Annotated in this window: 19 protein-coding genes; 11 read left to right on the forward strand and 8 right to left on the reverse strand. The window is 68.6% G+C overall.

Annotated elements, in window-relative coordinates:
• Positions 1-11: 11 nt before the first annotated feature.
• Positions 12-866 (reverse strand): archaetidylserine decarboxylase, encoded by an 855-nt coding sequence (gene asd, locus C995_RS0104075; RefSeq protein WP_018863721.1) that lies wholly within the window; start codon positions 864-866, stop codon positions 12-14.
• Between the two features lie 78 nt (positions 867-944).
• On the opposite strand from asd, the gene prmB reads away from it, so the two are divergent.
• Together prmB and dapB are read left to right on the forward strand one after the other, a co-directional pair.
• On the forward strand, positions 945-1,832 hold the full coding sequence (gene prmB / locus C995_RS0104080; protein WP_026278934.1) for a 50S ribosomal protein L3 N(5)-glutamine methyltransferase: 888 nt from the start codon (positions 945-947) through the stop codon (positions 1,830-1,832).
• A gap of 43 nt (positions 1,833-1,875) precedes the next feature.
• On the forward strand, positions 1,876-2,670 hold the full coding sequence (gene dapB / locus C995_RS0104085; protein WP_018863723.1) for a 4-hydroxy-tetrahydrodipicolinate reductase: 795 nt from the start codon (positions 1,876-1,878) through the stop codon (positions 2,668-2,670).
• 296 nt (positions 2,671-2,966) lie between these two features.
• Here the strand turns inward: dapB and C995_RS0104090 are convergent, their stop codons facing one another.
• On the reverse strand, positions 2,967-3,284 hold the full coding sequence (locus tag C995_RS0104090; protein WP_026278935.1) for a hypothetical protein: 318 nt from the start codon (positions 3,282-3,284) through the stop codon (positions 2,967-2,969).
• Between the two features lie 14 nt (positions 3,285-3,298).
• Entirely contained in the window at positions 3,299-4,426 is a 1,128-nt protein-coding gene (locus C995_RS0104095) for a metal-dependent hydrolase (protein ID WP_018863725.1), read from the reverse strand.
• A gap of 249 nt (positions 4,427-4,675) precedes the next feature.
• Between C995_RS0104095 and C995_RS0104100 the strand changes: the two genes are divergently transcribed.
• The 7 genes from C995_RS0104100 (at position 4,676) to C995_RS0104130 (ending at position 13,763) form a co-directional block, all read left to right on the forward strand.
• A complete protein-coding gene (locus tag C995_RS0104100; RefSeq protein ID WP_026278936.1) occupies positions 4,676-8,353 on the forward strand; it encodes a hydantoinase B/oxoprolinase family protein in 3,678 nt (1,225 codons plus the stop codon).
• Between the two features lie 65 nt (positions 8,354-8,418).
• Positions 8,419-9,456, forward strand: coding sequence for a cyclopropane-fatty-acyl-phospholipid synthase family protein (locus C995_RS0104105; RefSeq protein ID WP_018863727.1), 1,038 nt, complete (start codon positions 8,419-8,421; stop codon positions 9,454-9,456).
• 5 nt (positions 9,457-9,461) lie between these two features.
• The gene (locus tag C995_RS0104110; protein WP_018863728.1) at positions 9,462-10,235 is read left to right on the forward strand and encodes a DUF1295 domain-containing protein; all 774 of its coding nucleotides are present in this window, start codon (positions 9,462-9,464) and stop codon (positions 10,233-10,235) included.
• A 150-nt stretch (positions 10,236-10,385) separates the two neighbouring features.
• Positions 10,386-11,165 (forward strand): septum site-determining protein MinC, encoded by a 780-nt coding sequence (gene minC / locus C995_RS0104115; protein WP_051075136.1) that lies wholly within the window; start codon positions 10,386-10,388, stop codon positions 11,163-11,165.
• A gap of 368 nt (positions 11,166-11,533) precedes the next feature.
• Positions 11,534-12,343: a septum site-determining protein MinD gene (minD, locus tag C995_RS0104120; protein WP_012983203.1), complete on the forward strand. Its 810-nt coding sequence runs from the start codon at positions 11,534-11,536 to the stop codon at positions 12,341-12,343.
• A gap of 2 nt (positions 12,344-12,345) precedes the next feature.
• Positions 12,346-12,603 carry a cell division topological specificity factor MinE gene (minE, locus tag C995_RS0104125; protein WP_018137595.1) on the forward strand — a complete coding sequence of 86 codons (258 nt, stop codon included), beginning with the start codon at positions 12,346-12,348 and terminating at the stop codon, positions 12,601-12,603.
• A gap of 152 nt (positions 12,604-12,755) precedes the next feature.
• Positions 12,756-13,763: an NAD-dependent epimerase gene (locus tag C995_RS0104130; RefSeq protein WP_018863730.1), complete on the forward strand. Its 1,008-nt coding sequence runs from the start codon at positions 12,756-12,758 to the stop codon at positions 13,761-13,763.
• 308 nt (positions 13,764-14,071) lie between these two features.
• Here C995_RS0104130 and C995_RS0104135 read toward each other — a convergent pair whose 3' ends face one another.
• The 3 genes from C995_RS0104135 to lexA form a co-directional block, all read right to left on the reverse strand.
• Positions 14,072-15,523: a DNA polymerase Y family protein gene (locus C995_RS0104135; RefSeq protein ID WP_018863731.1), complete on the reverse strand. Its 1,452-nt coding sequence runs from the start codon at positions 15,521-15,523 to the stop codon at positions 14,072-14,074.
• Positions 15,524-15,680: 157 nt separating this feature from the next.
• Entirely contained in the window at positions 15,681-16,304 is a 624-nt protein-coding gene (gene imuA, locus C995_RS0104140) for a translesion DNA synthesis-associated protein ImuA (RefSeq protein WP_018863732.1), read from the reverse strand.
• On the reverse strand, positions 16,304-16,918 hold the full coding sequence (gene lexA / locus C995_RS0104145) for a transcriptional repressor LexA (protein ID WP_018863733.1): 615 nt from the start codon (positions 16,916-16,918) through the stop codon (positions 16,304-16,306). Before lexA ends, imuA begins: the two co-directional genes overlap by 1 nt.
• A 188-nt stretch (positions 16,919-17,106) precedes the next feature.
• On the opposite strand from lexA, the gene C995_RS0104150 reads away from it, so the two are divergent.
• The gene (locus C995_RS0104150; RefSeq protein WP_018863734.1) at positions 17,107-18,903 is read left to right on the forward strand and encodes a potassium/proton antiporter; all 1,797 of its coding nucleotides are present in this window, start codon (positions 17,107-17,109) and stop codon (positions 18,901-18,903) included.
• Positions 18,904-18,931: 28 nt separating this feature from the next.
• On the opposite strand, the gene C995_RS0104155 is transcribed toward C995_RS0104150, so the two are convergent.
• Positions 18,932-19,282, reverse strand: a complete 351-nt coding sequence (locus C995_RS0104155) for a hypothetical protein (RefSeq protein ID WP_018863735.1) — start codon at positions 19,280-19,282, stop codon at positions 18,932-18,934.
• A gap of 31 nt (positions 19,283-19,313) precedes the next feature.
• Positions 19,314-19,640, reverse strand: coding sequence for a hypothetical protein (locus C995_RS0104160; protein ID WP_018863736.1), 327 nt, complete (start codon positions 19,638-19,640; stop codon positions 19,314-19,316).
• Positions 19,641-19,807: 167 nt separating this feature from the next.
• Here C995_RS0104160 and C995_RS0104165 point away from each other — a divergent pair, with 167 nt between their 5' ends.
• Positions 19,808-21,046, forward strand: coding sequence for a methyltransferase domain-containing protein (locus tag C995_RS0104165; protein ID WP_026278937.1), 1,239 nt, complete (start codon positions 19,808-19,810; stop codon positions 21,044-21,046).
• Positions 21,047-21,063: the final 17 nt, after the last annotated feature.

Below are 21,063 nucleotides of genomic sequence, written 5' to 3' on the forward strand. Positions count from 1 at the left end.
GCAGGCGGAGGCTAGTAGAAACGGCCGAGGGCGCCGCGAACCTGCACCTCGGTCTCCGGCGTCAGGTGCGCCCCCAGCTCCAGCGGATGATCCGGCAGCAGCAGGACCACCGACGAGCCGAGGTTGAAGCGCCCCATCTCGGCCCCGCGCTCGAGCGTGATGTCGCGATCCGGGTATTCGCTGCAGCTGTAGGGCTGCCCGGCCGGGGGCGTCACCTCGCCCGCCCAGACCGTCTCGATCGAGCCGACGTTCTGGGCCCCGATCAGGGCGACGGCCATCGGCCCGAAATGCGTGTCGAAGCAGGCCACCACGCGCTCGTTGCGGGCATACAGGCGCGGGACATGGCGCACGATGCGCGGTGCGACCGAGAACAGCCGACCGGGCACATGCAGCATGTGGGTCAGCGTGCCGGTCAGCGGCATGTGCAGCCGGTGGTAATGCCGCGGCGACAGATAGAGCGTCACGAAGTGGCCATGCCGAAACGGTTCGGCAAGGTCTTCTTCCCCGCCCAGAAGCTCCAGCACCGTGTAGTGATGGCCCTTGGCCTGAAAGATCTGGCCGGCCTCGATGCGTCCGGCCGCGCTGACCCGGGAATCGGCGGGGCTGACGACCGTGTTGTCGTCACCCGCCAGGGGGCGGGCGTCCTCGCGCAGCGCCCGCGTGAACAGGGCATTGAAACTGGGGTAGGCCGCAATGTCGGGTTCCACCGCCTCGTCCATGTTCAGCCCGTAATGGCGCACGAACCAGCGCAGTAGCGGCTGGACGCGCGGGCTTTCGATCCGCGCCAGGCGGTGCACCACCCGGGACATCGCGTGCTGCGGCAGCAGGTGGGAAGTTCGGGCCAGCCAGGGATCAATGGCACTCATCGGGATACTCGGTTCGGGCGCACGGGATGATAGCGAGCCGGTATGATGACGGCCCCCACGCCAATGGGAAAGGCCCAGATGGAATCCACCACAGGACTGCGCACGCTGCGCGACTTCATCCGCTTTGGCGCGAGCCAGTTTCGCGCGGCCGGGCTGAGCTTCGGCCACGGGACGGACAACGCCTTCGACGAGGCCGCCTGGCTGGTGCTGCATGCGCTGCATCTGCCGCTGGATCTGCCCGAGAGTTGGTGGTCGTCGAACCTGAGCGAGGCCGAACGCACGCGGGTGATTGCGGTGCTGCGCACGCGCATCGAGACACGCAAGCCGGCGGCCTATCTGACCGGCGAGGCCTGGTTTGCCGGGCTGCCGTTCTTTGTCGACGAGCATGTACTGGTGCCGCGCTCGCCCCTGGCGGAGTTGATCGCGGTCGGCTTCGAGCCGTGGATCGAGGCCGAGTCGGTCGAGCGCGTGCTGGATCTGTGCACGGGTGGCGGCTGCATCGGCATCGCCACGGCGCTGGCCCTGCCGCAGGCACAGGTCGATCTGAGTGACGTCTCCGAACCGGCGCTGGCCGTCGCGGCGCGCAACATCGAGCGCCATGACGTCGGCGACCGCGTGCAGCTGCGGCACTCCGATGTCTTCGAGGCGCTGGGGCCGGAGGATCGCTACGACCTGATCGTGAGCAATCCGCCCTATGTCGATGCCCGCGACATGGCCGAGTTGCCGCAAGAGTACCGCCACGAACCCGAACTGGGCCTGGCCGCCGGCGAGGACGGGCTCGACCTCGTGCGCCGCATCCTGGCGGATGCGCGCCGCCATCTGACCGAGGACGGCGCGCTGATCGTCGAGGTCGGCAACAGCCAGCCTGCGGTGGAGGAGGCCTTCCCTGACCTGCCCCTGATCTGGCTGGAGTTCGAATCCGGCGGCCACGGGGTCTTCCTCGCGTATGCCCGGGATCTTCCGTAGTCTTCGCGGGCTGGGAATGAACAGAAACGAAGGGAACACGGCAATGATTCGAGTGGCAGTGGCAGGCGCCGCCGGGCGCATGGGGCAAAACCTGGTGCAGGCCGTCGAGGATCACCCCGAAGGCACGCTGGGGGCAGCGAGCGAGCGGCCGGGCAGCGAGTATCTCGGTACGCCGGTGGGATCTGCGGCCCCGGTCCAGCTGGTCGAGGACCTGGCGACCGTGGCCGATGACTTCGACGTGCTGATCGACTTCACCAGCCCCGCGGCGACCATGCAGCACCTGGATCTGTGCCGCGCGCACGGCAAGGCGCTGGTGATCGGTACCACGGGCCTGGATGCCGCGCAGGAGCAGCGGCTGCGTGACGCGGCCGGGGCGATGCGCATCGTCTATGCGCCGAACATGAGCGTCGGTGTGAACCTGACCTTCAAGCTGGTGGAGCTGGCCGCCCGCGCACTGGGCGACAGCGTGGATGTCGAGATCCTCGAGGCGCACCACCGGCACAAGGTGGATGCCCCCTCGGGCACGGCCCTGAAGCTCGGCCGGGTGGTGGCCGAGGTCCTGGGGCGCGACCTGGAGCACGACGCCGTCTACGGCCGCGAGGGCCAGACCGGGGCGCGTGACCGGCGCACCATCGGGTTCGCGACCGTGCGTGCCGGCGACATCGTGGGCGAACACACCGCGCTGTTCGCCGGCGAGGGGGAACGCATCGAGATCACCCACAAGGCCTCCAACCGCGGGATTTTCGCCTCGGGGGCGGTGCGTGCGGCGGTATGGCTGGCTGGTGCCGAACACGGCCTGTACGACATGCAGGACGTACTGGGGCTGCGGGAGCTCTAAGATCCAGCTGCTTTAGGGAGACGCTGATTTAATCGCACGTCCGCGTTGGTGCCCCCTGTTTTCCGAGACAAGGCGCGTCGCGCAGCGGGTAGTGGTTCTACCCGCAAGCGGCGCAACGAAGGATCGGGGAACAGGGGGCACCAACCCCACAAGCCATTGAACGCAGGGGCTCGGCCGCTTTTGCGCGCGCACAGCGTTGCGGCTCCTTTGTGCAGAATGACTGCACGGCAGTCACCGCGCCTTGTTCGCACGCAAAAGCGACTCGAGCGCGGACGTGCGATTAAGTCAGCGTCTCCCTAGCTACGCGGCTTGAAGCCGGGCGGGTGGCGCGCGATCCAGACGGCGAAGTCCTGCACGACCGGCTCGGCGAGCAGTGCCTCCGCGGTGTTCAGACGCTCGGCCAGGGTCTGCTCGTCAAAGTGCTTGTGGATGTGGTCGTGGCAGGGGCGACAAACCCAGAGGATCCGCTGTTCGCGCTCGCTGCGACTGAACAGGCGCCGGATGCGCTTGCGCCGGTGTTGCTTGCGCGGGATCAGGTGATGTCGTGTCAGGTCGTCCATCGACCGGCCGCACAGTTCGCAGGCCGGTGGCGGGCCGGGCACCCCGGGCATCATGGCTTCGCCCTGACTCACGGCATGTCGTGCGCGCCCCCGGCGGGAGGCGACGTGCGTCCATCCATGCGGCAGCGCGGGGGCGGCTCGGTGATCGCGTAGGCCGGATCGCCCAGGTCCATGATGCAGGGCGCACCCTCGGGATCGACGATCCGCTGCAGCATGCCGCCGAGGGCATCGAGGCTGTCGCGCCGGGGCAGTTCGCCGATTGCACGCGAGGTAATCGGCTCCCAGTCGCCGTTGCGCTCCTCCGCGATCTCGAAGCCGAACGGGAAGAAGCCGGGGACCCCCAGGCGGATGTCGGTGACCACGAGCCGGTCGGGGCCCTCGTCATGCGTGGCGCGATGAAAGCGCAGGAAATCGCCGGAGAACCACTGCAGGCGCTGCCCGTCGTCCAGGGCCAGCGCGGCCTCGCGAAGCTCCTGGTCGCCGCGTTCGAAGCGTTCGAAGTCGGGCCGGATCGGCTCGTCGAAGATGCCGACCCAGGCATCCAGGAACTCGTCGTCGTTGATGACCGTGATCCGCCACAGCAGCAGGTTGAACGGCGTCGGCTGGATCAGGCGCGGCTGGTCGTCCAGCTCCATTGCGGCCAGCGCGGGCTGGATGCGGTGGTCGATCCACGCCTTCAGTGCGAGGCCGGAGCCAGCATAGACGGTCGACAGCACGAGCCCGGCGACCAGCAGGCGCGGGGCGAAGCGGTAGAACAGCGCGCCGACCGCCGCGACCAGCAGCGGCAGGGTGTAGAACGGGTCGATCACGAAGATCGAGCCCGTGGACAGGGGGCCGACCGGCAGCGGCCAGAGCACCTGGGTGCCGTAGGTGGTCAGCAGGTCGTTCAGCGAGTGCGTGGCCCAGATCAGGAAGAAGAACAGCCACCAGCGGCCAAAGCCGATCTCCCGCGTCGCCGGGATCTTTGCGAGCAGCCCCGCGACGCCGGTAGCCACCAGCAACTGCACCAGCCAGGAGTGGGTAAAGCCCCGGTGGTGGATGAACTCGGATACCGCGTCCCCGTAAGCTATGAACGCGTCCAGGTCGGGCAGCAGCGCGACACCGGCCCCCAGCACTACGGCCTTGCGCCCCAGGCGGGAGCCGAGGGTGAGGCCGCCGATCACGGCGCCGAGACTGGCGTGGGTAATGGGGTCCATGCGCGATATTCCTTCGTTTAGGGAAACGTTGATCTATCAGCGTTTCGTTGCGGCACAGGGACGTGCCGCCGGAATCGACCACCGCAGGTGGTTGATTCCGAAGCAAGCTGCAAACCGCGTTTGTAGCGCCGCGTGCGCTGAAAAAGCCAGGATGGCTTTATTCAGCGCTTCCTTGGCGGCTCGACGATTACGGAGCCTGCGACCGGGCCGCGGGGCGCGAGTTCGGGCGATCAAACCAGAGCGGTGGACATGACTCAAGCCACAGTGGCGAAAGACTGGCATTTCTGGGTGGACCGGGGCGGGACGTTCACCGACCTGGTCGCACGTGATCCGGCGGGGCGCCTGCACACCCGCAAACTGCTGTCGGAGAACCCGGAGGCCTACCGCGATGCGGCCGTGCAGGGAATTCGCGATCTGCTGGAGCTCCCGGCCGAAGCATCCATTCCGGAGGGCGTGGTACACGAGGTGCGCATGGGCACAACCGTGGCCACCAACGCCCTGCTCGAGCGCAAGGGGGAGCCCACGCTGCTGGTGATCACCGAGGGGCTGGAGGATGCGCTGGCGATCGGCCATCAGGCGCGCCCCGAGCTGTTCGCCCGCGAGATCCGCCTGCCGACACCGGTCTACGCGCGGGTGGAGCCGGTGCGCGAGCGGGTGAATGCGGCCGGCGAGGTCCTCATCCCGGTCGATCTGGACGCGCTGCGGCCGCGGCTGCGGGCGGCGCTGGCAGACGGCATCCGCTGCGTGGCCATTGTCTGTCTGCATGGCTATCGCTACCCGGCGCACGAGCAGGCGATCGCCTCGGTGGCGCGTGAACTGGGCTTTGCCGAGGTCGCGACCAGCCACGCGACCAGCCCACTGATCAAGCTCGTCCCGCGCGGCGAGACCACGGTGGTCGACGCCTATCTCTCGCCGGTGCTCCGCCGCTATGTCGAACAGGTCGCGGGCGAGCTGGGCCGCGTGCCCCTGCGCTTCATGCAGTCGCATGGCGGGCTGGTGGACGCGGCGCGGTTTCGCGGTCGCGACGCGATCCTGTCGGGCCCGGCCGGGGGGATCGTCGGGGCACTCAAGACCGCCCGCCCGCTCGGCTTCGAACGCCTGATCACCTTCGACATGGGTGGCACGTCCACCGATGTGGCCCATCTGGCGGGGACGCTGGAGCGCCGCCAGGAGAGCGAGGTGGCCGGTGCACGGCTGCGTGTGCCCATGCTCGATATCCATACGGTCGCGGCCGGCGGCGGATCGATCTGCCGCTTCGATGGCATCCGTCTGCGCGTGGGACCCGAGTCCGCCGGCGCCCAGCCCGGACCCGCCTGCTACGGCCAGGGCGGGCCGCTGACCGTGACCGACTGCAACCTGCTGCTGGGACGGCTGCGCCCGGAGTATTTCCCGGCGGTGTTCGGGCCGGATCGCGACCGTCCTCTGGATCCGGAACCGGTGCGCCGACAGTTCGTGGAGCTGGCCGCCGAGGTGGCGGCCGCGACGGGAGAACCCGCGACCCCGGAGGGCCTGGCCGAGGGCGCGCTGCAGATCGCGGTGGAGCATATGGCCCAGGCGATCAAGACCATCTCGGTGCAGCGCGGGCATGACGTCTCGCGTTATGCGCTGGTCTGTTTCGGTGGCGCCGGGGGGCAGCACGCCTGCCGCGTGGCGGAGCAGCTGGGCATGCGGCACATCCTGTTTCATCCGCTCGGTGGCGTGCTGTCCGCCTACGGCATGGGGCTGGGCGAGTTGCGCGCCCTGCGCGAACGCAGCCTCGAGTGGCCGCTAACCGATCAGCACGCCGGGGCGATCGAGTCTGCCCTGGCGGAACAGGCCGAGGCCGCCCGCGCCGCGCTGGCGGAGCAGGGTGTGGCGGCGGAGGACATGCGCATCGAGCGGCGGCTGCACCTGCGCCTGGCCGGATCGGACACCGCGCTGGAGGTGCCGGCGGGCGAGCCCGCGGCGTTGATGGCCGCCTTTTCCGAGGCCTACCGCGCGCGCTACGGCTTTGCCCCACCGGATCGCGAGCTGGTGGTGGCGATCGCGACGGCCGAGGCGATCGCCACCCCAAGGGAGACCGCATCGGAGCGCATGGCGGCAGCGGCGGCCCAGGGGCCTGCGCCGGAGGCGGATACGGTCGCGATGGTCATCGACGGCGAACAACGCCATGTGCCGCTGTACCGGCGGGAGTCCCTGCAGCCCGGCATGACCCTGGCCGGTCCGGCCATCGTGATCGAGCCGACCGCGACGCTGGTGCTGGAGCCCGGCTGGGCCGGGTGCATCGAGGCGGACGGGACCCTGCGGCTGGATCGCGAGCGGGGCAGCGCGCGGCGTCCGGGCGCGGCGGCAACAAGCCCCGAGGCCGTCCCGCGCGATCCGATCCTGCTGGAGGTGTTCAACAACCGCTTCATGGCGATCGCCGACCAGATGGGCTTCACCCTGCGCAACACTGCGCACTCGGTGAACATCAAGGAGCGCCTGGATTTCTCCTGTGCGCTGTTCGACGCCAAGGGCCGTCTGGTCGCCAATGCCCCGCACATGCCGGTCCATCTCGGCTCCATGGGGGCCAGCGTACGGGCGGTGGTGGAGGCGTTCGCCGGCGACCTGCGCCCGGGCGATGCCTTCGTGCTGAACGACCCCTACAACGGCGGCACCCACCTGCCGGACATTACCGTGGTCACGCCAGTGTTCCTGGATAGCGACGAACAGGTGACCGAGGATGCGTCTGCAGCGGCCGGCGCCCCCGCGTTCTTCGTCGCCTCGCGCGGGCACCACGCGGATGTCGGCGGCATTACCCCGGGCTCCATGCCCGCGTTCTCCACCTGCCTGGAGGAGGAGGGCGTGCTGATCCCGCCCACCCGGCTGGTGCGCGACGGGGTATTCGACAGCGACCGCCTGCGCGCGCTGCTGGGCGAGGGGCCATGGCCGGCGCGCAACCCCGATCAGAACCTCGCCGACCTCGAGGCCCAGGTCGCGGCCAACCGCAAGGGACTGGAGGAGCTGGGCCGGCTACTGGATGAATACGGCGCGGCCATGGTGACCGCCTACATGGGCCACGTGCTGGACAACGCGGCCGAGGCCGTGGAGCGGCTGATCCCGAAACTCGAGGCCGGCCGGTTTGCGTACGCGATGGACAATGGCGCCGAAGTGCAGGTGCGTGTCGCGCCTGATCCCGCTGTCCGGCGCCTGCGTATCGACTTCACTGGCACCAGCGCGGTACGCGGGGACAACTTCAACGCACCGAGCTCCATCGTGCGCGCGGCGGTGCTGTATGTGCTGCGCACCCTGCTGGAGGATGCGATCCCGCTGAACGATGGCTGCCTGGCGCCGGTCGACCTGGTCATTCCGGAGGACGGCCTGCTGAACCCGGCGCCGCCCGCCGCGGTGGTGGCCGGCAATGTCGAGACGTCGCAGGTGGTCACCGATGCCCTGTTCGGGGCGCTGGGCGTGCAGGCGGCGGCCCAGGGCACGATGAACAACCTGACCTTCGGCAACGCCGACTACCAGTACTACGAGACGATCGCCGGCGGGGCCGGCGCGGGGCCGGATTACGCCGGGGCCAGTGCGGTGCAGACGCACATGACCAACTCGCGGCTGACCGATCCCGAGGTGCTGGAGAGCCGCTTCCCGGTACGGGTGGAACGCTTCGCCTATCGGTGTGGTTCTGGCGGGCACGGGCGTTATGCAGGCGGCGACGGGGTGATCCGTCGGCTCGGTTTCGACCAGGCCATGGAGGTCGTGCTGTTGTCCAACCGTCGCCGGGTGCCGCCGTTCGGGATCGCCGGTGGCGGGCCGGGCGCGCCGGGGGAGGACGTGATCCTGCGCGCGGACGGCACGCAGGAGCCGATGTCCGCCTGCGATCGCCGCCATGTAGAGCCAGGCGATGCGATCGAGATACGCACACCCGGCGGCGGTGGCTACGGAGACCGTCGCAGCGACGCGTAGGGGTTGAATCGGGGGAACCGGTCACACTTCCCGGGGTCCATGTTGCACTCAAGGGGAGATGCGGCATGCAGCGGATGATGGAGTGGGCGGAGCAGGGACGCATGCCGGACATGCTGGTGCGCGCGGGGATCCGCCTGCTGCTGGCGGAGCGCCTGGCCGAGGTCTCCGGCACGGTCGAGGAGACCATGGAGCGGCGCTACGCCCTGATGGAATCCATGCGCGCTTCTCCCGTTGCCCTGTCCACCGATATCGCCAACGAACAGCACTACGAGATCCCCTCCGCCTATTTCGAGCAGTGCCTGGGCCCGCGGCTCAAGTACTCCAGCGCCTGGTGGCCGGAGGGCGTCGACACCCTCGAGGCGGCCGAGGTCGCGATGCTGCGCCTGACCTGCGAGCGCGCGGGGATTGCCGATGGCCAGCGGGTGCTCGAGCTGGGATGCGGCTGGGGGTCGCTGTCGCTGTGGATGGCCGAGCAGTACCCTGGCGCACAGATCACCGCCGTCTCCAACTCCAATACCCAGCGGGCCTTTATCGAGGCCCGGCGTGATGCCCTCGGGCTCGCGAATCTCGAGGTCCTGACCGCGGACATGAACACGTTCGCCCCGCCGGAGCCGGGCTTTGACCGGGCGATCTCGATCGAGATGTTCGAGCACATGCGCAACTGGCCGGAACTGCTGCGGCGCATTGCCGGGTGGCTCACTCCCGGCGGGCGGTTCTTCATGCATGTGTTCGCCCATCGCGAACACGCCTATGTGTTCGAGTCCGAGGGCGAGCACGACTGGATGGGGCGGTACTTCTTCCGCGACGGCCTGATGCCGTCGGACGACCTCGCGCGGCACTTTCAGGAGGACCTGCGGGTGATCCGACAGTGGCGTGTTGGTGGGCAGCATTACGCCCGCACGCTCAACGCCTGGCTGGCCCGCCAGGATCGTGCCCGCGACACGCTGATGCCCCTGTTCGAGACCGCCTATGGTGCACAGCAGGCGGCACTCTGGTTCCAGCGCTGGCGGATCTTCTACATGGCCTGCGCGGAGCTGTTCGACTACAGCGGCGGGGACGAGTGGTTCGTCTCCCATGTGCTGTTCGAGCGGCCGGGGGACTGAGCGCGATGGAAGCACTGATGGTGTTTCTCTGGGGGCTTCTGGCCAGCCTGCTCCTGATGACCCTGGTCTGGGCCGGCAGCGTATGGCGCCACGACGCCAGCCTGGTCGACCGCTTCTGGGGCCTGGGCTTCGTGGTCGTGACGCTGGTCTGGTGGGGGCTTGCGGGCTGGCCGGCGCAGGGCCTCTGGATCGTGATCCCGGTGCTGGTGTGGGGGCTGCGGCTGTCGCTGTTCATCACCTGGCGCAACTGGGGTCACGGCGAGGACGGGCGCTACACCGATATGCGCGAGGGGCTGTCGGACCGGGCCTTTGGTGCGCGCAGCCTGGTCACGATCTTCTGGCTGCAGGGCGCGCTGGTCGCCGTGATTGGCCTGCCGATGCTGGCGGTGACGAATGCCGCGAGCATCTGGTGGCCGCTGGCCGCGCTGGGCGTGGCGGTCTGGGCGCTGGGCACGCTGTATGAATCGGTCGCGGACGCGCAGATGGCGCGTTTCCGGGCCGACCCGGCGCGTCGGCGCGAGGTTATGGACCAGGGTTTATGGCGCTACAGCCGGCACCCGAACTACTTCGGCGAGATCGTCGTCTGGGTGGGCTACGGCTTGTTCGCGCTGGCTGCCGGGGGCTGGTGGGCGGTGCCGTCGGCGGTCCTGATGATCGTGCTGATCCTGCGTGTGTCGGGCGTCACGTTACTGGAAAAACGTCTGCATGTCTCGCGGCCGGGCTATGCGGACTACGCGCGGCGCACCAATACGCTGATCCCGGGGCCGCCACGATCTTAAGGAAACACTGATCCGCCGCCGATTTTGGCGGTACTCCCTTGCTGTACTTTCCCCGTCCGCGCTATAAAGCGCGCATCTTTCCGGTCTTCCGACGCGCGTCGGAGGCCGTGTTTCCCGATTGCCGATCTCACAGCAGGGCCCTACGCACGCATGAGCGCCACGCCGAGTCCCGTCCAGACCATTGAACTGAAAGGGCGCATGATGCTGGTGTCGGTGCTGCGTGTGTTCCAGACCGACCCCCGGCAACTCGGGGAGCAGTTGGTCGCGCACCGCGAGCAGGCCCCGGATCTGATGCGCGACATGCCCATCGTGCTGGACCTCGAACCGGTGGCCGAGGCCCCCGAGAGCGATCTGCAGGCGACCATCGAGCAGGTGCGTGCCGAGGGCTTCAAGCTGATCGGCCTGCATGCTGGCGAGGTCGCCGAGCGCCTGCAGAGCTATTCCGAACTGTTCGACGTGCTGCCCGTTCTGCAACTAGGTGGCCGCGGTGGCGCGCCCAGTGGCGAGGTGCCCCTGGATGAAAGCGAGCCCCCGGAGCCGGCGCCGAGCAAGAAGGGCAAGAAATCCGCGGACAGGTTGGCCGAGGCCGCCCCCGCGGTCCACAGCGCGACCCGTGTGGTGGATCGCCCGGTCCGTTCCGGGCAGCAGATCTACGCCCGAGGCGGCGACCTGCTGGTGACCGGGGCGGTGTCCGCCGGGGCTGAACTGCTGGCGGATGGCCACATCCATGTGCTGGGTCCTCTGCGCGGGCGGGCACTCGCCGGTGTGCGGGGCCTGGACACGGCACGGATCTTCTGCCGGCGACTGGATGCAGAGCTTTTGTCTATCGCGGGACATTACCGGGTGGCCGAGGATATCGCCGAGTCCGAGCGCGGCGAGAACCGGCTGGTGACACTCGCGGGCGAAAGCCTCAAGATCGCTGAAATCTGAGCGAGCGGCGTGAGGGCCACAGGGTCCGGTCCACGTCATCGCGCGACGACTAAGGGAAACGCTGATGAATGTACACACTCGCGTTGGTACCCCAGGTTTTCCGAGACAAGGCGCGTCGTGCGGCGGGTAGTGGTTCTACCCGCAACCGGCGCAACGCAGGATCGGGGAGCCTGGGGTACCAACCCCACGAACCATTCAAAGCAGGGGCTCGGCCGCCAGTTGTTATCGAAAACGGGCGCGCGAACGGCGTTGCGGCTCGCTTATGTAGCTCGGCTACACTGCGCTCACCGCGCCTTGTTCGCACGCAAAAGCGACTCGAGCGCGAGTGCGTACATTCATTAGCGTTTCCCTAAGGAGAAGCAGCCACCATGGCACGCATCGTAGTGATTACCTCGGGCAAGGGCGGGGTCGGCAAGACCACCACCTCTGCCGCGATCGCCACCGGTCTGGCCCTGCGCGGCCACAAGACGGCCGTGATCGATTTTGACGTCGGCCTGCGCAACCTGGATCTGATCATGGGCTGCGAGCGCCGCGTGGTGTATGACTTTGTCAACGTGATCAATGGCGACGCCAACCTGAAACAGGCGCTGATCCGCGACAAGCGCGCAGACAACCTGTACATCCTTCCGGCCTCGCAGACGCGCGACAAGGACGCCCTGACGCAGGACGGTGTGGAGCGCGTGCTGAACGAGCTGTCCGAGGACTTCGAGTACATCATCTGCGACAGCCCGGCGGGGATCGAGCGGGGCGCGCTGATGGCGGCCTATTTCGCCGACGAGGCTATCGTGGTCACTAACCCCGAGGTCTCCTCGGTGCGCGACTCCGACCGCATCCTCGGCATCCTCGCCAGCAAGACCCGGCAGGTGGAACAGGGCGGCGAGCCGATCCAGGGGCGTCTGCTGCTGACCCGCTATGCCGCGGAGCGCGCCGCGCGCGGCGAGATGCTCAGTATCGAGGATGTCGGGGAGATCCTGGCCATCGATCTGCTGGGTGTGATCCCCGAATCGCAGGCCGTGCTGAACGCCTCGAACGCCGGTCTTCCGGTGGTGCTGGACGAGGAATCCGACGCCGGGCAGGCCTACCAGGATGCAGTGGATCGATTCCTGGGCGAGGAGCGGCCCCTGCGCTTTGTCGATGTACCGAAGAAGGGCTTCTTCGGACGTCTGTTCGGGAGCTGATCATGGGTATCTTCGATTACTTCCGCCAGCCGCGGCAGAAAAGCGCCAGCGTTGCCAAGGAACGCCTGCAGATCATCGTGGCGCGGGAGCGCGCGGCCCGGGGCGGCCCGGATTATCTGCCCGCGATGCAGCAGGAGCTTTTGCAGGTGATCCGCAAGTACGTGAAGGTCAACGACGACGCCGTGCAGATGAACGTCGACCGCGAGGGCGACTGCGAGGTCCTGGAGTTGAATATCACGCTGCCCGACGATCGGGGCTAGCATATGTTCAGCCCGTCTCTCTCTGTAGGAGCTCAGCCCCCTGAGCGATGGGGAGCCAGTCCCGGCCCCCATCGGCCAGAGGGCTGGCCTCCTACGGTGGGTTGCCCTGGCCCCCATCGGCTTAACATCGGCATAAGGCACATGATCCGTCCATGAGAATCCTGGTCACCGGCAGCGCCGGTTTCATTGGCAGTGCCCTCTCCCTGCGCCTGCTGGAGCGCGGCGACGAGGTCATTGGCGTTGACAACCTCAACGACTATTACGATGTCTCGCTGAAAGAGGCGCGCCTGGCGCGCACGCAGGACCACCCGGGCTATACCGAGGTCCGCGAGGACATCGCCGACCGCGCCGCGATGGACCGGGTGTTTCGCGAGCACCGCCCGGAGCGGGTGGTGAACCTGGCGGCCCAGGCCGGGGTGCGCTATTCGCTGGAGAACCCGGCGGCCTATGTCGACACCAACCTGGTCGGCTTCGGCAACATCCTGGAGGGCTGCCGGCACAACGGCGTGGAGCACCTGGTCTACGCCAGCTCCAGCTCGGTCTACGGCGCGAACACCACGATGCCGTTCTCGGTGCACGACAACGTCGACCACCCGCTGAGCCTCTACGCCGCGAGCAAGAAGGCCAACGAGCTGATGGCGCATACCTATGCGCACCTGTACCAGCTCCCGGTGACGGGGCTGCGCTTCTTTACCGTCTACGGCCCGTGGGGCCGTCCGGACATGGCGCTGTTCCTGTTCACGAAGAAGATCCTGGCGGGCGAGCCCATCGACGTCTTCAACTACGGCCATCATCGGCGCGACTTCACCTACATCGACGATATCGTCGAGGGCGTGATCCGCGCGTTGGATCGTCCGGCACGGGCCAATCCCGCGTGGACCGGGGCCGAGCCCGACTCGGCGACGAGTGCGGCACCCTACCGGCTGTACAACATCGGCAACCACGAGCCGGTGGAGCTGATGCGCTACATCGAGGTGCTGGAAGACTGCCTGGGCAAGAAGGCCGAGAAGAATCTTCTGCCGCTGCAGCCGGGGGACGTGCCGGACACCTACGCCGACGTCGAGGCTCTGCGCGAGGACGTGGGCTATGCCCCCGCGACCGCGGTGGAAGACGGTATCGCCCGCTTTGTCGAGTGGTATCGCGAGTACTACCGCGTCTGATCAGTCACCCGTGCGCGCCGCGCCAGGGAAACACTGATCAATGTACACGCTCGCGTTGGTACCCCAGGTTTTCCGAGGCAAGGCGCGTCGTGCAGCGGGTAGTGGTTCTACCCGCAAGCGGCGCAACGCAGGATCGGGGAACCTGGGGTTCCAACCCCGAAGGGGCTCGGCCGCCCGTTGTTGATCAAAAACGGGCGCGGGAACGGCGTTGCGGCTCCCTTGTGCAGAATGACTGCACGGCGGTCACCGCGCCTTGTTCGCACGCAAAAGCGACTCGAGCGCGAGTGTGGACATTGATCAGTGTTTCCCTAGCCCCAGTACCCCTGCCGGAACCACTGGCCGCTGCGCAGGCAGCGGTACAGCCACAGCCTGCGACCCTGCCGGTCGCGCGTGACCGCGTAATCGCGGCGCACATCCTGCCCGCGGTCCCACCAGCCATCCTCCAGTCGACCCAGCCCGTGCGCCTGCAGCGGGGGCGGGACCGGCTGCGGGTCCTGTAGCCACAGCGCCGTGCCACAGGTTTTTTGTGCGGGTGTCGGCAGTGGGGGCGAGGTCGCCGCGTCGAGATCGTGTCGCGCGTCCTGGGCGGCCTCGGGACGCGGGATGCCGCTGGCGGTCAGCCGGACGATCGCCTGCTCGCCCAGGCGCGCACTCAGGCGGGCCAGCACGGCCGGCAACTGCGCGTCCGGCGGCGGGTGACCCGGGGTCTCGGCCAGCAGACTGGCGCCCTGTGCGGGCGGGTCGAGCAGCCGTGTGGCCCGCAGGCGCAGCCCGATGACCGGTGCGGGCAGGGCCTCGCGTTCCAGCCGGGTCTGCCACAGGGACAGCCAGTCCTCGGCGCGGATACCGGGGTGGCCGCGCTCCAGCGTTATTCGGGTAGGGGTGATCCGCGTATGTTCCTCGCGGTGTTTCAGCTCCAGCGTCATGCCCTGCAGGCTGCGGTTCAGGCCGCGCAGCTGGGCCTCGGCCTGGCGCAGCAGGCGCTTGAGCGGGAAGGCCAGGGCCCCGGTCGCGTGAATCTCGTGTTCCAGGCGCAGCGACAGGTCCAGTTCCGGGGGCGGATCGAAGCGCGGCAGGGTCTCCGTGCGCCGCCCCAGCAGCCGATCCAGCAGTGCCAGCAACTCCGGGCCGTGACGGCGCGCGAGCTCGGGGCGCGCCAACCGCAGCAGGTCGCCGAGCTGGCGCAGGCCGATGGCCCGCAGGCCCTCCCGGGTCGCGGCGGACAGCGGCAGGGCCTCCAGCGGGACGGGTGACAGGGTGCGGCGCAGGGCCTCGGCGTCCTCGGGGATTGCGGGATTGCGCAGGGTGGCCAGCAGACGCGCGGCGGCCGGGCTGCGCGCCACGCCGATGCGCGGGTGGAAGCCCAGGCCCTTCAGGGTCTCCCGTACCCGCTCCCGCAGGGTGGCGAGCCCGCCGAACAGGCGCCGGCTGCGTCCGACCTCCAGCAGGATGCGCCGGGCCTCCGGTTCCGGGTGTACGTGATCGGAGAACTGCAGCAGTACGCCGGCCAGCATGGCGATCTGCGCGGTCTGGGCCTGCGGGTCGTGCTCGACGAGTTCCGGGGTGTCGAGGATGGCGAGGGCATCGGCCAGCGCCATACCCGGTTGGGCCCCGGCGCGCCGCGCTGCGCGGTTGGTGGCATGCACGCGCGGCGCAGCGCCGGCCTCGACCACCAGCAGGGGGCGCTCGGTCAGCCGTGAACGGTCCGCCTCGGCGCGCGCCAGGGTCTCCAGCGCCAGGTGCGGCAGCTCGACCGCCATCCACTGTTCGTTTGCTGAGCGTGGTTTGACCCGCGGGGCGGGGCCGGACTCCGGGGGCGTAACCGAGGGAGGGATCAGGGCTGGCTGGCGCCATGCGCGGGCCGGGCGAGAGGCCTGCGGGTGTGGGACGGCGTGTGTTCGCTCGGGATCGCCCATATCAGGGTACCGGGATATGCAGGGCCTGGCCGGAACGGGCCCAGTCGCCGAAGCCCTTCAGGCAGTGCAGCTCCAGGCCGTCGGTGGCGGGCTGCCAGCGCAGGCGCTGGTGGGCCGGGGAGGGCTGCTCCGCGGCGCGCGGCGGGCGGTACAGGATGGCGCAGGCCTGGCTTTCGGCTGCGGCCAGGCGCAGCCGGCGCAGCAGCGCGGTTTCCACCGGGCCGCCCAGCCAGGCCAGCAGGACGCCGAAGGCCGGATCGCGCAGGCATTGTTCACCGGCCCAGAGGGTGTCGCGGTCGTGCTCGGTGCGGATCATCAGAACCCGTTCCGGCGGGATGCCAAGCGGCTGCCAGCCGGGCAGCCAGGGCGTGGCGGGTGGCGCCAGCAGGGCAATCCAGTATCCCTCGCGGCCGCAGGCGGCGAGCATGGGGACCAGCAGGCGAGTCTCGCCGCAGCCAAAGGGGGCGCCCAGGAGTTCGATCAGCTGGCCGCGCGGCCAGCCGCCCCCCAGGGCCCGGTCCAGCGCCGGGTGGCCGCTCGGCCAGACCGGGGCATTTTTGGCGGGGGCGGCGCTGCGCCCGCGCCACAGCGCCGGGTGATCGAGCAGGGCATCAATGGCAGGCATTACTGCGATTCAAGATCGCGCAGTACGCCGACCCCGATACCCTCGATCGCCAGCTCCTGGCGCTCCAGGTCGATCTCGATCGGGGCGAAGTCGGGGTTCTCCGGCAGCAGGTGCACGCGGGCACCGTCCTGCTCGAAGCGCTTGACCGTCACCTCATCCTCGATGCGGGCCACGACGATCTGGCCGGGGTGGGCCTCCGGGGTCTGGCGGACGGCCAGCAGGTCGCCATCGAGGATGCCGGCGTCGCGCATGCTCTCGCCATGCACGCGCAGCAGGTAGTCCGGGCGGGCCCGGAACAGGCTGTCGTCGATCCGGTAGTGGCGTTCGATATGCTCGGTGGCGAGGATCGGCGAGCCGGCCGCCACGCGCCCGACCAGAGGCAGTTCGGCCGGGCGGGCCGCATGCGCACCGGCCAGGCGGATACCGCGCGCGGCCCCGCCCACCAGCTCGATCGCGCCCTTTTTCTCCAGGGCCTTCAGGTGGCATTCGGCCGCATAGGGCGAGCGGAAACCAAAGGCACGTGCGATCTCGCTGCGCGTCGGGGCCGTGCCCTGGGTGGCGACGGTCTCGATGATGTAGTCGAGGATGGCCTGCTGGCGCGCGGTCAGGGACACGGCGAATACTCCACGGGTAGCTGTTTATAAATACAGTATTCCGTGGCCGGGGCCGAGGCAAGTGCGAGGGCTTGTCGCGCGCATTGAGAACGGCGGATTCTTGTCCGGGGGCACCCCCTGGAGGTCGGTTCCAGGGTGATCATGCGATGATGGCCCGCACGTGGGTCCGAAGGACATAAAGGGGTTCGATGGACTGGATTTTTCCGCTGATCCTGATTGGCGCCGGGCTGATCGTGGTCTCGGTGCTGACGTCGGCGCTGTCGTTCCGGCTGGGTGCACCGCTGTTGCTCGTGTTCCTGGGGATCGGCCTGCTCGCTGGCGAAGACGGCCTCGGGCTCGAGTTCGATGACCCCAATACCGCGTTTCTGATCGGCAGCCTTGCGCTGGCGGTGATCCTGTTCGACTCCGGTTTTGGCACCCGGCTGCGGACCCTGCGCCGCGCGGCGGGTCCGGCCATCGTACTGGCCACGGTTGGGGTGGTCCTGACCACGCTGCTGCTGGGTGCGGCCGCACACTGGCTGCTGGATCTGCCCTGGGGCTATGCGCTTCTGCTGGGGGCGTTAATCAGTTCCACGGATGCCGCGGCGGTGTTCTTCCTGCTGCGGGTGGGCGGGGTGAAGATCAATCGTCGCGTGCGCTCCATCCTGGAAGTGGAGTCGGGCTCCAACGACCCGATGGCGATCTTCCTGACCGTGGTCTTCATCGAGTGGATCCTGTCCGGCACCACGGTCGGTGGCCTGGCCACGCTGTTCGCCACGGAATTCCTGTGGCAGATGGGGCTGGGTCTCCTGCTCGGCGTGGTGGGCGGCTATCTGCTGGTGGAACTGGTCAATCGCCTGCCGCTGGAGGAGGGGCTTTACCCGATCGCGGTGATGGCCGGCGCGGTCAGCCTGTTTGCCCTGGCGGGCTGGCTGGGGGGGAGCGGGTTCCTGGCCGCCTATGTGGCGGGCATCGTGGCGGGCAACCGCAAGATGCGGGGCGCGGCGAAGCTGCACCGACAGCAGCAGGGTCTGACCTGGCTGGCGCAGATCAGCATGTTCCTGATCCTGGGGTTGCTGGCCACGCCCTCGGAGTTTCCGTCGCTGGCGCTGCCGGCCCTGGCGCTGGGTCTGGTGCTGATCCTGATTGCCCGGCCGCTGGCGGTCTGGCTGTGCCTGCTGCCCTTTCGCCAGGACTGGCGCAGCACCGCGTTCGTCTCCTGGGTGGGCCTGCGCGGGGCGGTGTCGATCCTGCTGGCGATCCTGCCGATGGTGGCCGGCGTCGAGGGCGGAGAGGTGTTCTTCAACATCGTGTTCATGATGGTGCTGGTCTCGCTACTGGTGCAGGGCTGGACGATTCGCCCGGTGGCCGAGCGGCTCGGGCTGGTAGTGCCGCCGGAGATGGGCCCGGTGGAACGCGTGCAGCTGGAACTGCCCGGCAGTCCGCGGCATGAACTGGCGGTGTACCGCGTGATCGAGGACAGTCCAGTGCTGCGCGGGGCGCGTCTGCCACGCTGGGCGCGCCCGTCGCTGGTGGTGCGCGAGGGGCGTTCGGTGCGCTATCAGCAGGCCGGGCGCCTGACGCCGGGGGACTATCTCTACATCTTCGTGGTGCCGGAGTACGTGCCGCTACTGGACCGCCTGTTCGCCAGCCCGCGTATCCCGGGTCATGACGATCCCGAGTTCTTCGGCGAGTTGCCGTTGAACTCGGAAAAATCGCTGGCCGATCTGTGCCAGATATACGGGGTGTCCTGCGAAGAGGTGGATGCGCAGCTGACCATCGGCGAATATCTGGCGCAGGAGCTCCCGGGAGAACCGGTCGTGGGTGACCGGGTGAGCTTCGGTTCCGCGGACCTGATCGTGCGCGAGGTCGACGAGGCCGGGCAGGTCACGCAGGCGGGTCTGGCCTTCCTGCGCCACGGGGCCGGGGGGGACGGGCTCACTCTGCCCTGGTACGGCTGGTGGCGGGCACTGCGCGGGCGTCGTGCCCCGAAGAGCCAGGGCTAATCAAAAGCCTTGCATTGGGCAGCGCTTTTTACGGCGAGCCCTGCTCCAGTGTCTTGCGCAGGTGTTCGATCTGCTCCGGCTTGATCCCGGCGATGTCCTTGATCGGCAGGGTAAACGCGAAGCCGTTCCCCACCTCGCTCAGCGCGAGTTCTTCGTCCAGGCGCTTCAGCAGGCGTTCGGCGAGACTGGCCTCCAGGACCATCAGCAGCACGTTGCGGGCCGCGGAGTCCTTCAGATCCATGATCGGTGACCGGCGCAACTGGGCAATGCCCCGGCCCTCGAGTAGTGTCAGGCCGGCCGCGCCCTCGCGGCGGGCGGTCTCGATGGCGCGGTCGGCCCGGTTGCGCGGGACCACGGCGGCGAGCAGTACGAATTGCATGGCGTTCCTCGCGCAGGAGATCAGTGTTTCCTTAGGGTTGGGCAGGGCCACCGACGAACTGCATGCCCGCCAGGGCCTGGGCATCCAGCGTGAAGGCCAGACCGTTGTACGGCTGCAGCAGGTCCAGTTCCAGGTTCAGGCGGCGGGCGATGCGCTCGGCGCGTTCCTCGTCCAGCTCCCAGATGCAGACCGACTCCCGGCCCTGGTAGGTCACGCCGAGAAAGGTCATGTGGTCCGGGAAGCCGAGCCCCGCACCGTGCATCACCGTGCCGTCCATGCTGCCTTCCTCGGCGGCGATCGCCAGCGCCAGATCCTCGCGGTCCTGATCGACGATGGCTACCAGAAATGTTTCGGCCATTATGGTGACCCCTGTTTGTTGGGTTCGCGTGCCTGGTGCCGGTGAGTATCTCAGCAACGCCTGCCGGGTGCCCAGACCCATGCCGTTGATCCGGCAGCGACTGCAGACCAAAACGAAGTCCTGTTCGCCGTACCATACCCGGAATGTCGCAAGGGAGACACGGATCCATGTACGACCCCTTTGCCTGCCCGGTTGGTAGGCCACCGGCATCGAGCATGCCGCACAAGGCGCTGGATGTCGGTTTTACGCTGGATTGGGCCAGTGCCGAGGCCCGGCATCGCGACTGTCTGTTTCTGCCGTGGCTGGTGCCGGCACAGGACGCCTGGCCGGGTGCCGTCGGGTCACAACTGGCCGGCGCGAAGGTTGGCGAGGCAGTGGAAGTTCCGGGGGAGCCGCTGGTCCCGGGGTGGGACCCGGCAGGGGAGGTAGAACTGCCGTCGGTGGCCTTCAATCAGCGCCTACGCCGGCGTCGGGTGGTGGAACCCCGTGCCGGGCGTTTCTATCCGCGGGCGTTCATCGCCGGCCACGCTGGTATCGAGGCCGGCGACCGCGAGCTGTTCCGCATCGGCGCGCTGGACGACGCGCGGCTGGTCGCGGACCTGAACCACCCGCTCTCGGGCGTGGACCTGCAACTGCGCGCCCGGGTAATGGCGTTTTACGAGCAGGGGCGCGACGACGATCGTGTGGTGGACGTGGCGCGGCTGCTGACCGTGCGCGGCCCGGGGATGCAGGCGCGCTGGCACGGGCGGCCGACGGCCTTCTGGTCCGGAGATGCCTGCGAGCGCGAGGATTCCGCGCCCGATCGCGAGTTCTACGCCAGTCCACGACTGGTGCATCACCTGGATGCCACGGCCCGCGCCCGGATCGCGGCGCTGTACGCCACGCTGATCCCCTCGGGCGCGCGGGTGCTGGACCTGATGAGCAGCTGGGCATCGCACCTCGATCAGGTGCGAGGGCCCGAGGCGGTTGTCGGGCTGGGCATGAACCACGAGGAGCTGGCCGCCAACGCGACCCTGGATCAGGGCCTGGTGCACGACCTGAACCGGCAGCCGGCGATTCCGCTGCCGTCCGCGAGTTTCGACGCGGTGGTGTGTACCGCCTCGGTGGAGTACCTGACGCGCCCACAGGCGGTATTCGCCTCGGTGCGCGAGGTGTTGCGCCCGGGCGGGGTGTTCGTGGTGACGTTCTCCGATCGCTGCTTTCCGACCAAGGCGATCGCGGTCTGGGAGCAGTTGTACGACTTCGAGCATATGGGGCTGGTGCTCGATTTGTTCCTGCGCGCAGGGTTCGACGACCTTTCCACGCTCTCGTTGCGCGGCCTGCCGCGCCCGCCGGACGATCCGTATGCCCGGCGGCTGGATTATGCCGATCCGGTGTTCGCGGTCTGGGGGTGGCGGCGGGAGTGAGGGAGCTTCGCGGGCAA

Origin of the sequence: Thioalkalivibrio sp. ARh3 (genome assembly GCF_000377265.1) — a bacterium.
In the GTDB taxonomy this organism is placed as follows: domain Bacteria; phylum Pseudomonadota; class Gammaproteobacteria; order Ectothiorhodospirales; family Ectothiorhodospiraceae; genus Thioalkalivibrio; species Thioalkalivibrio thiocyanoxidans.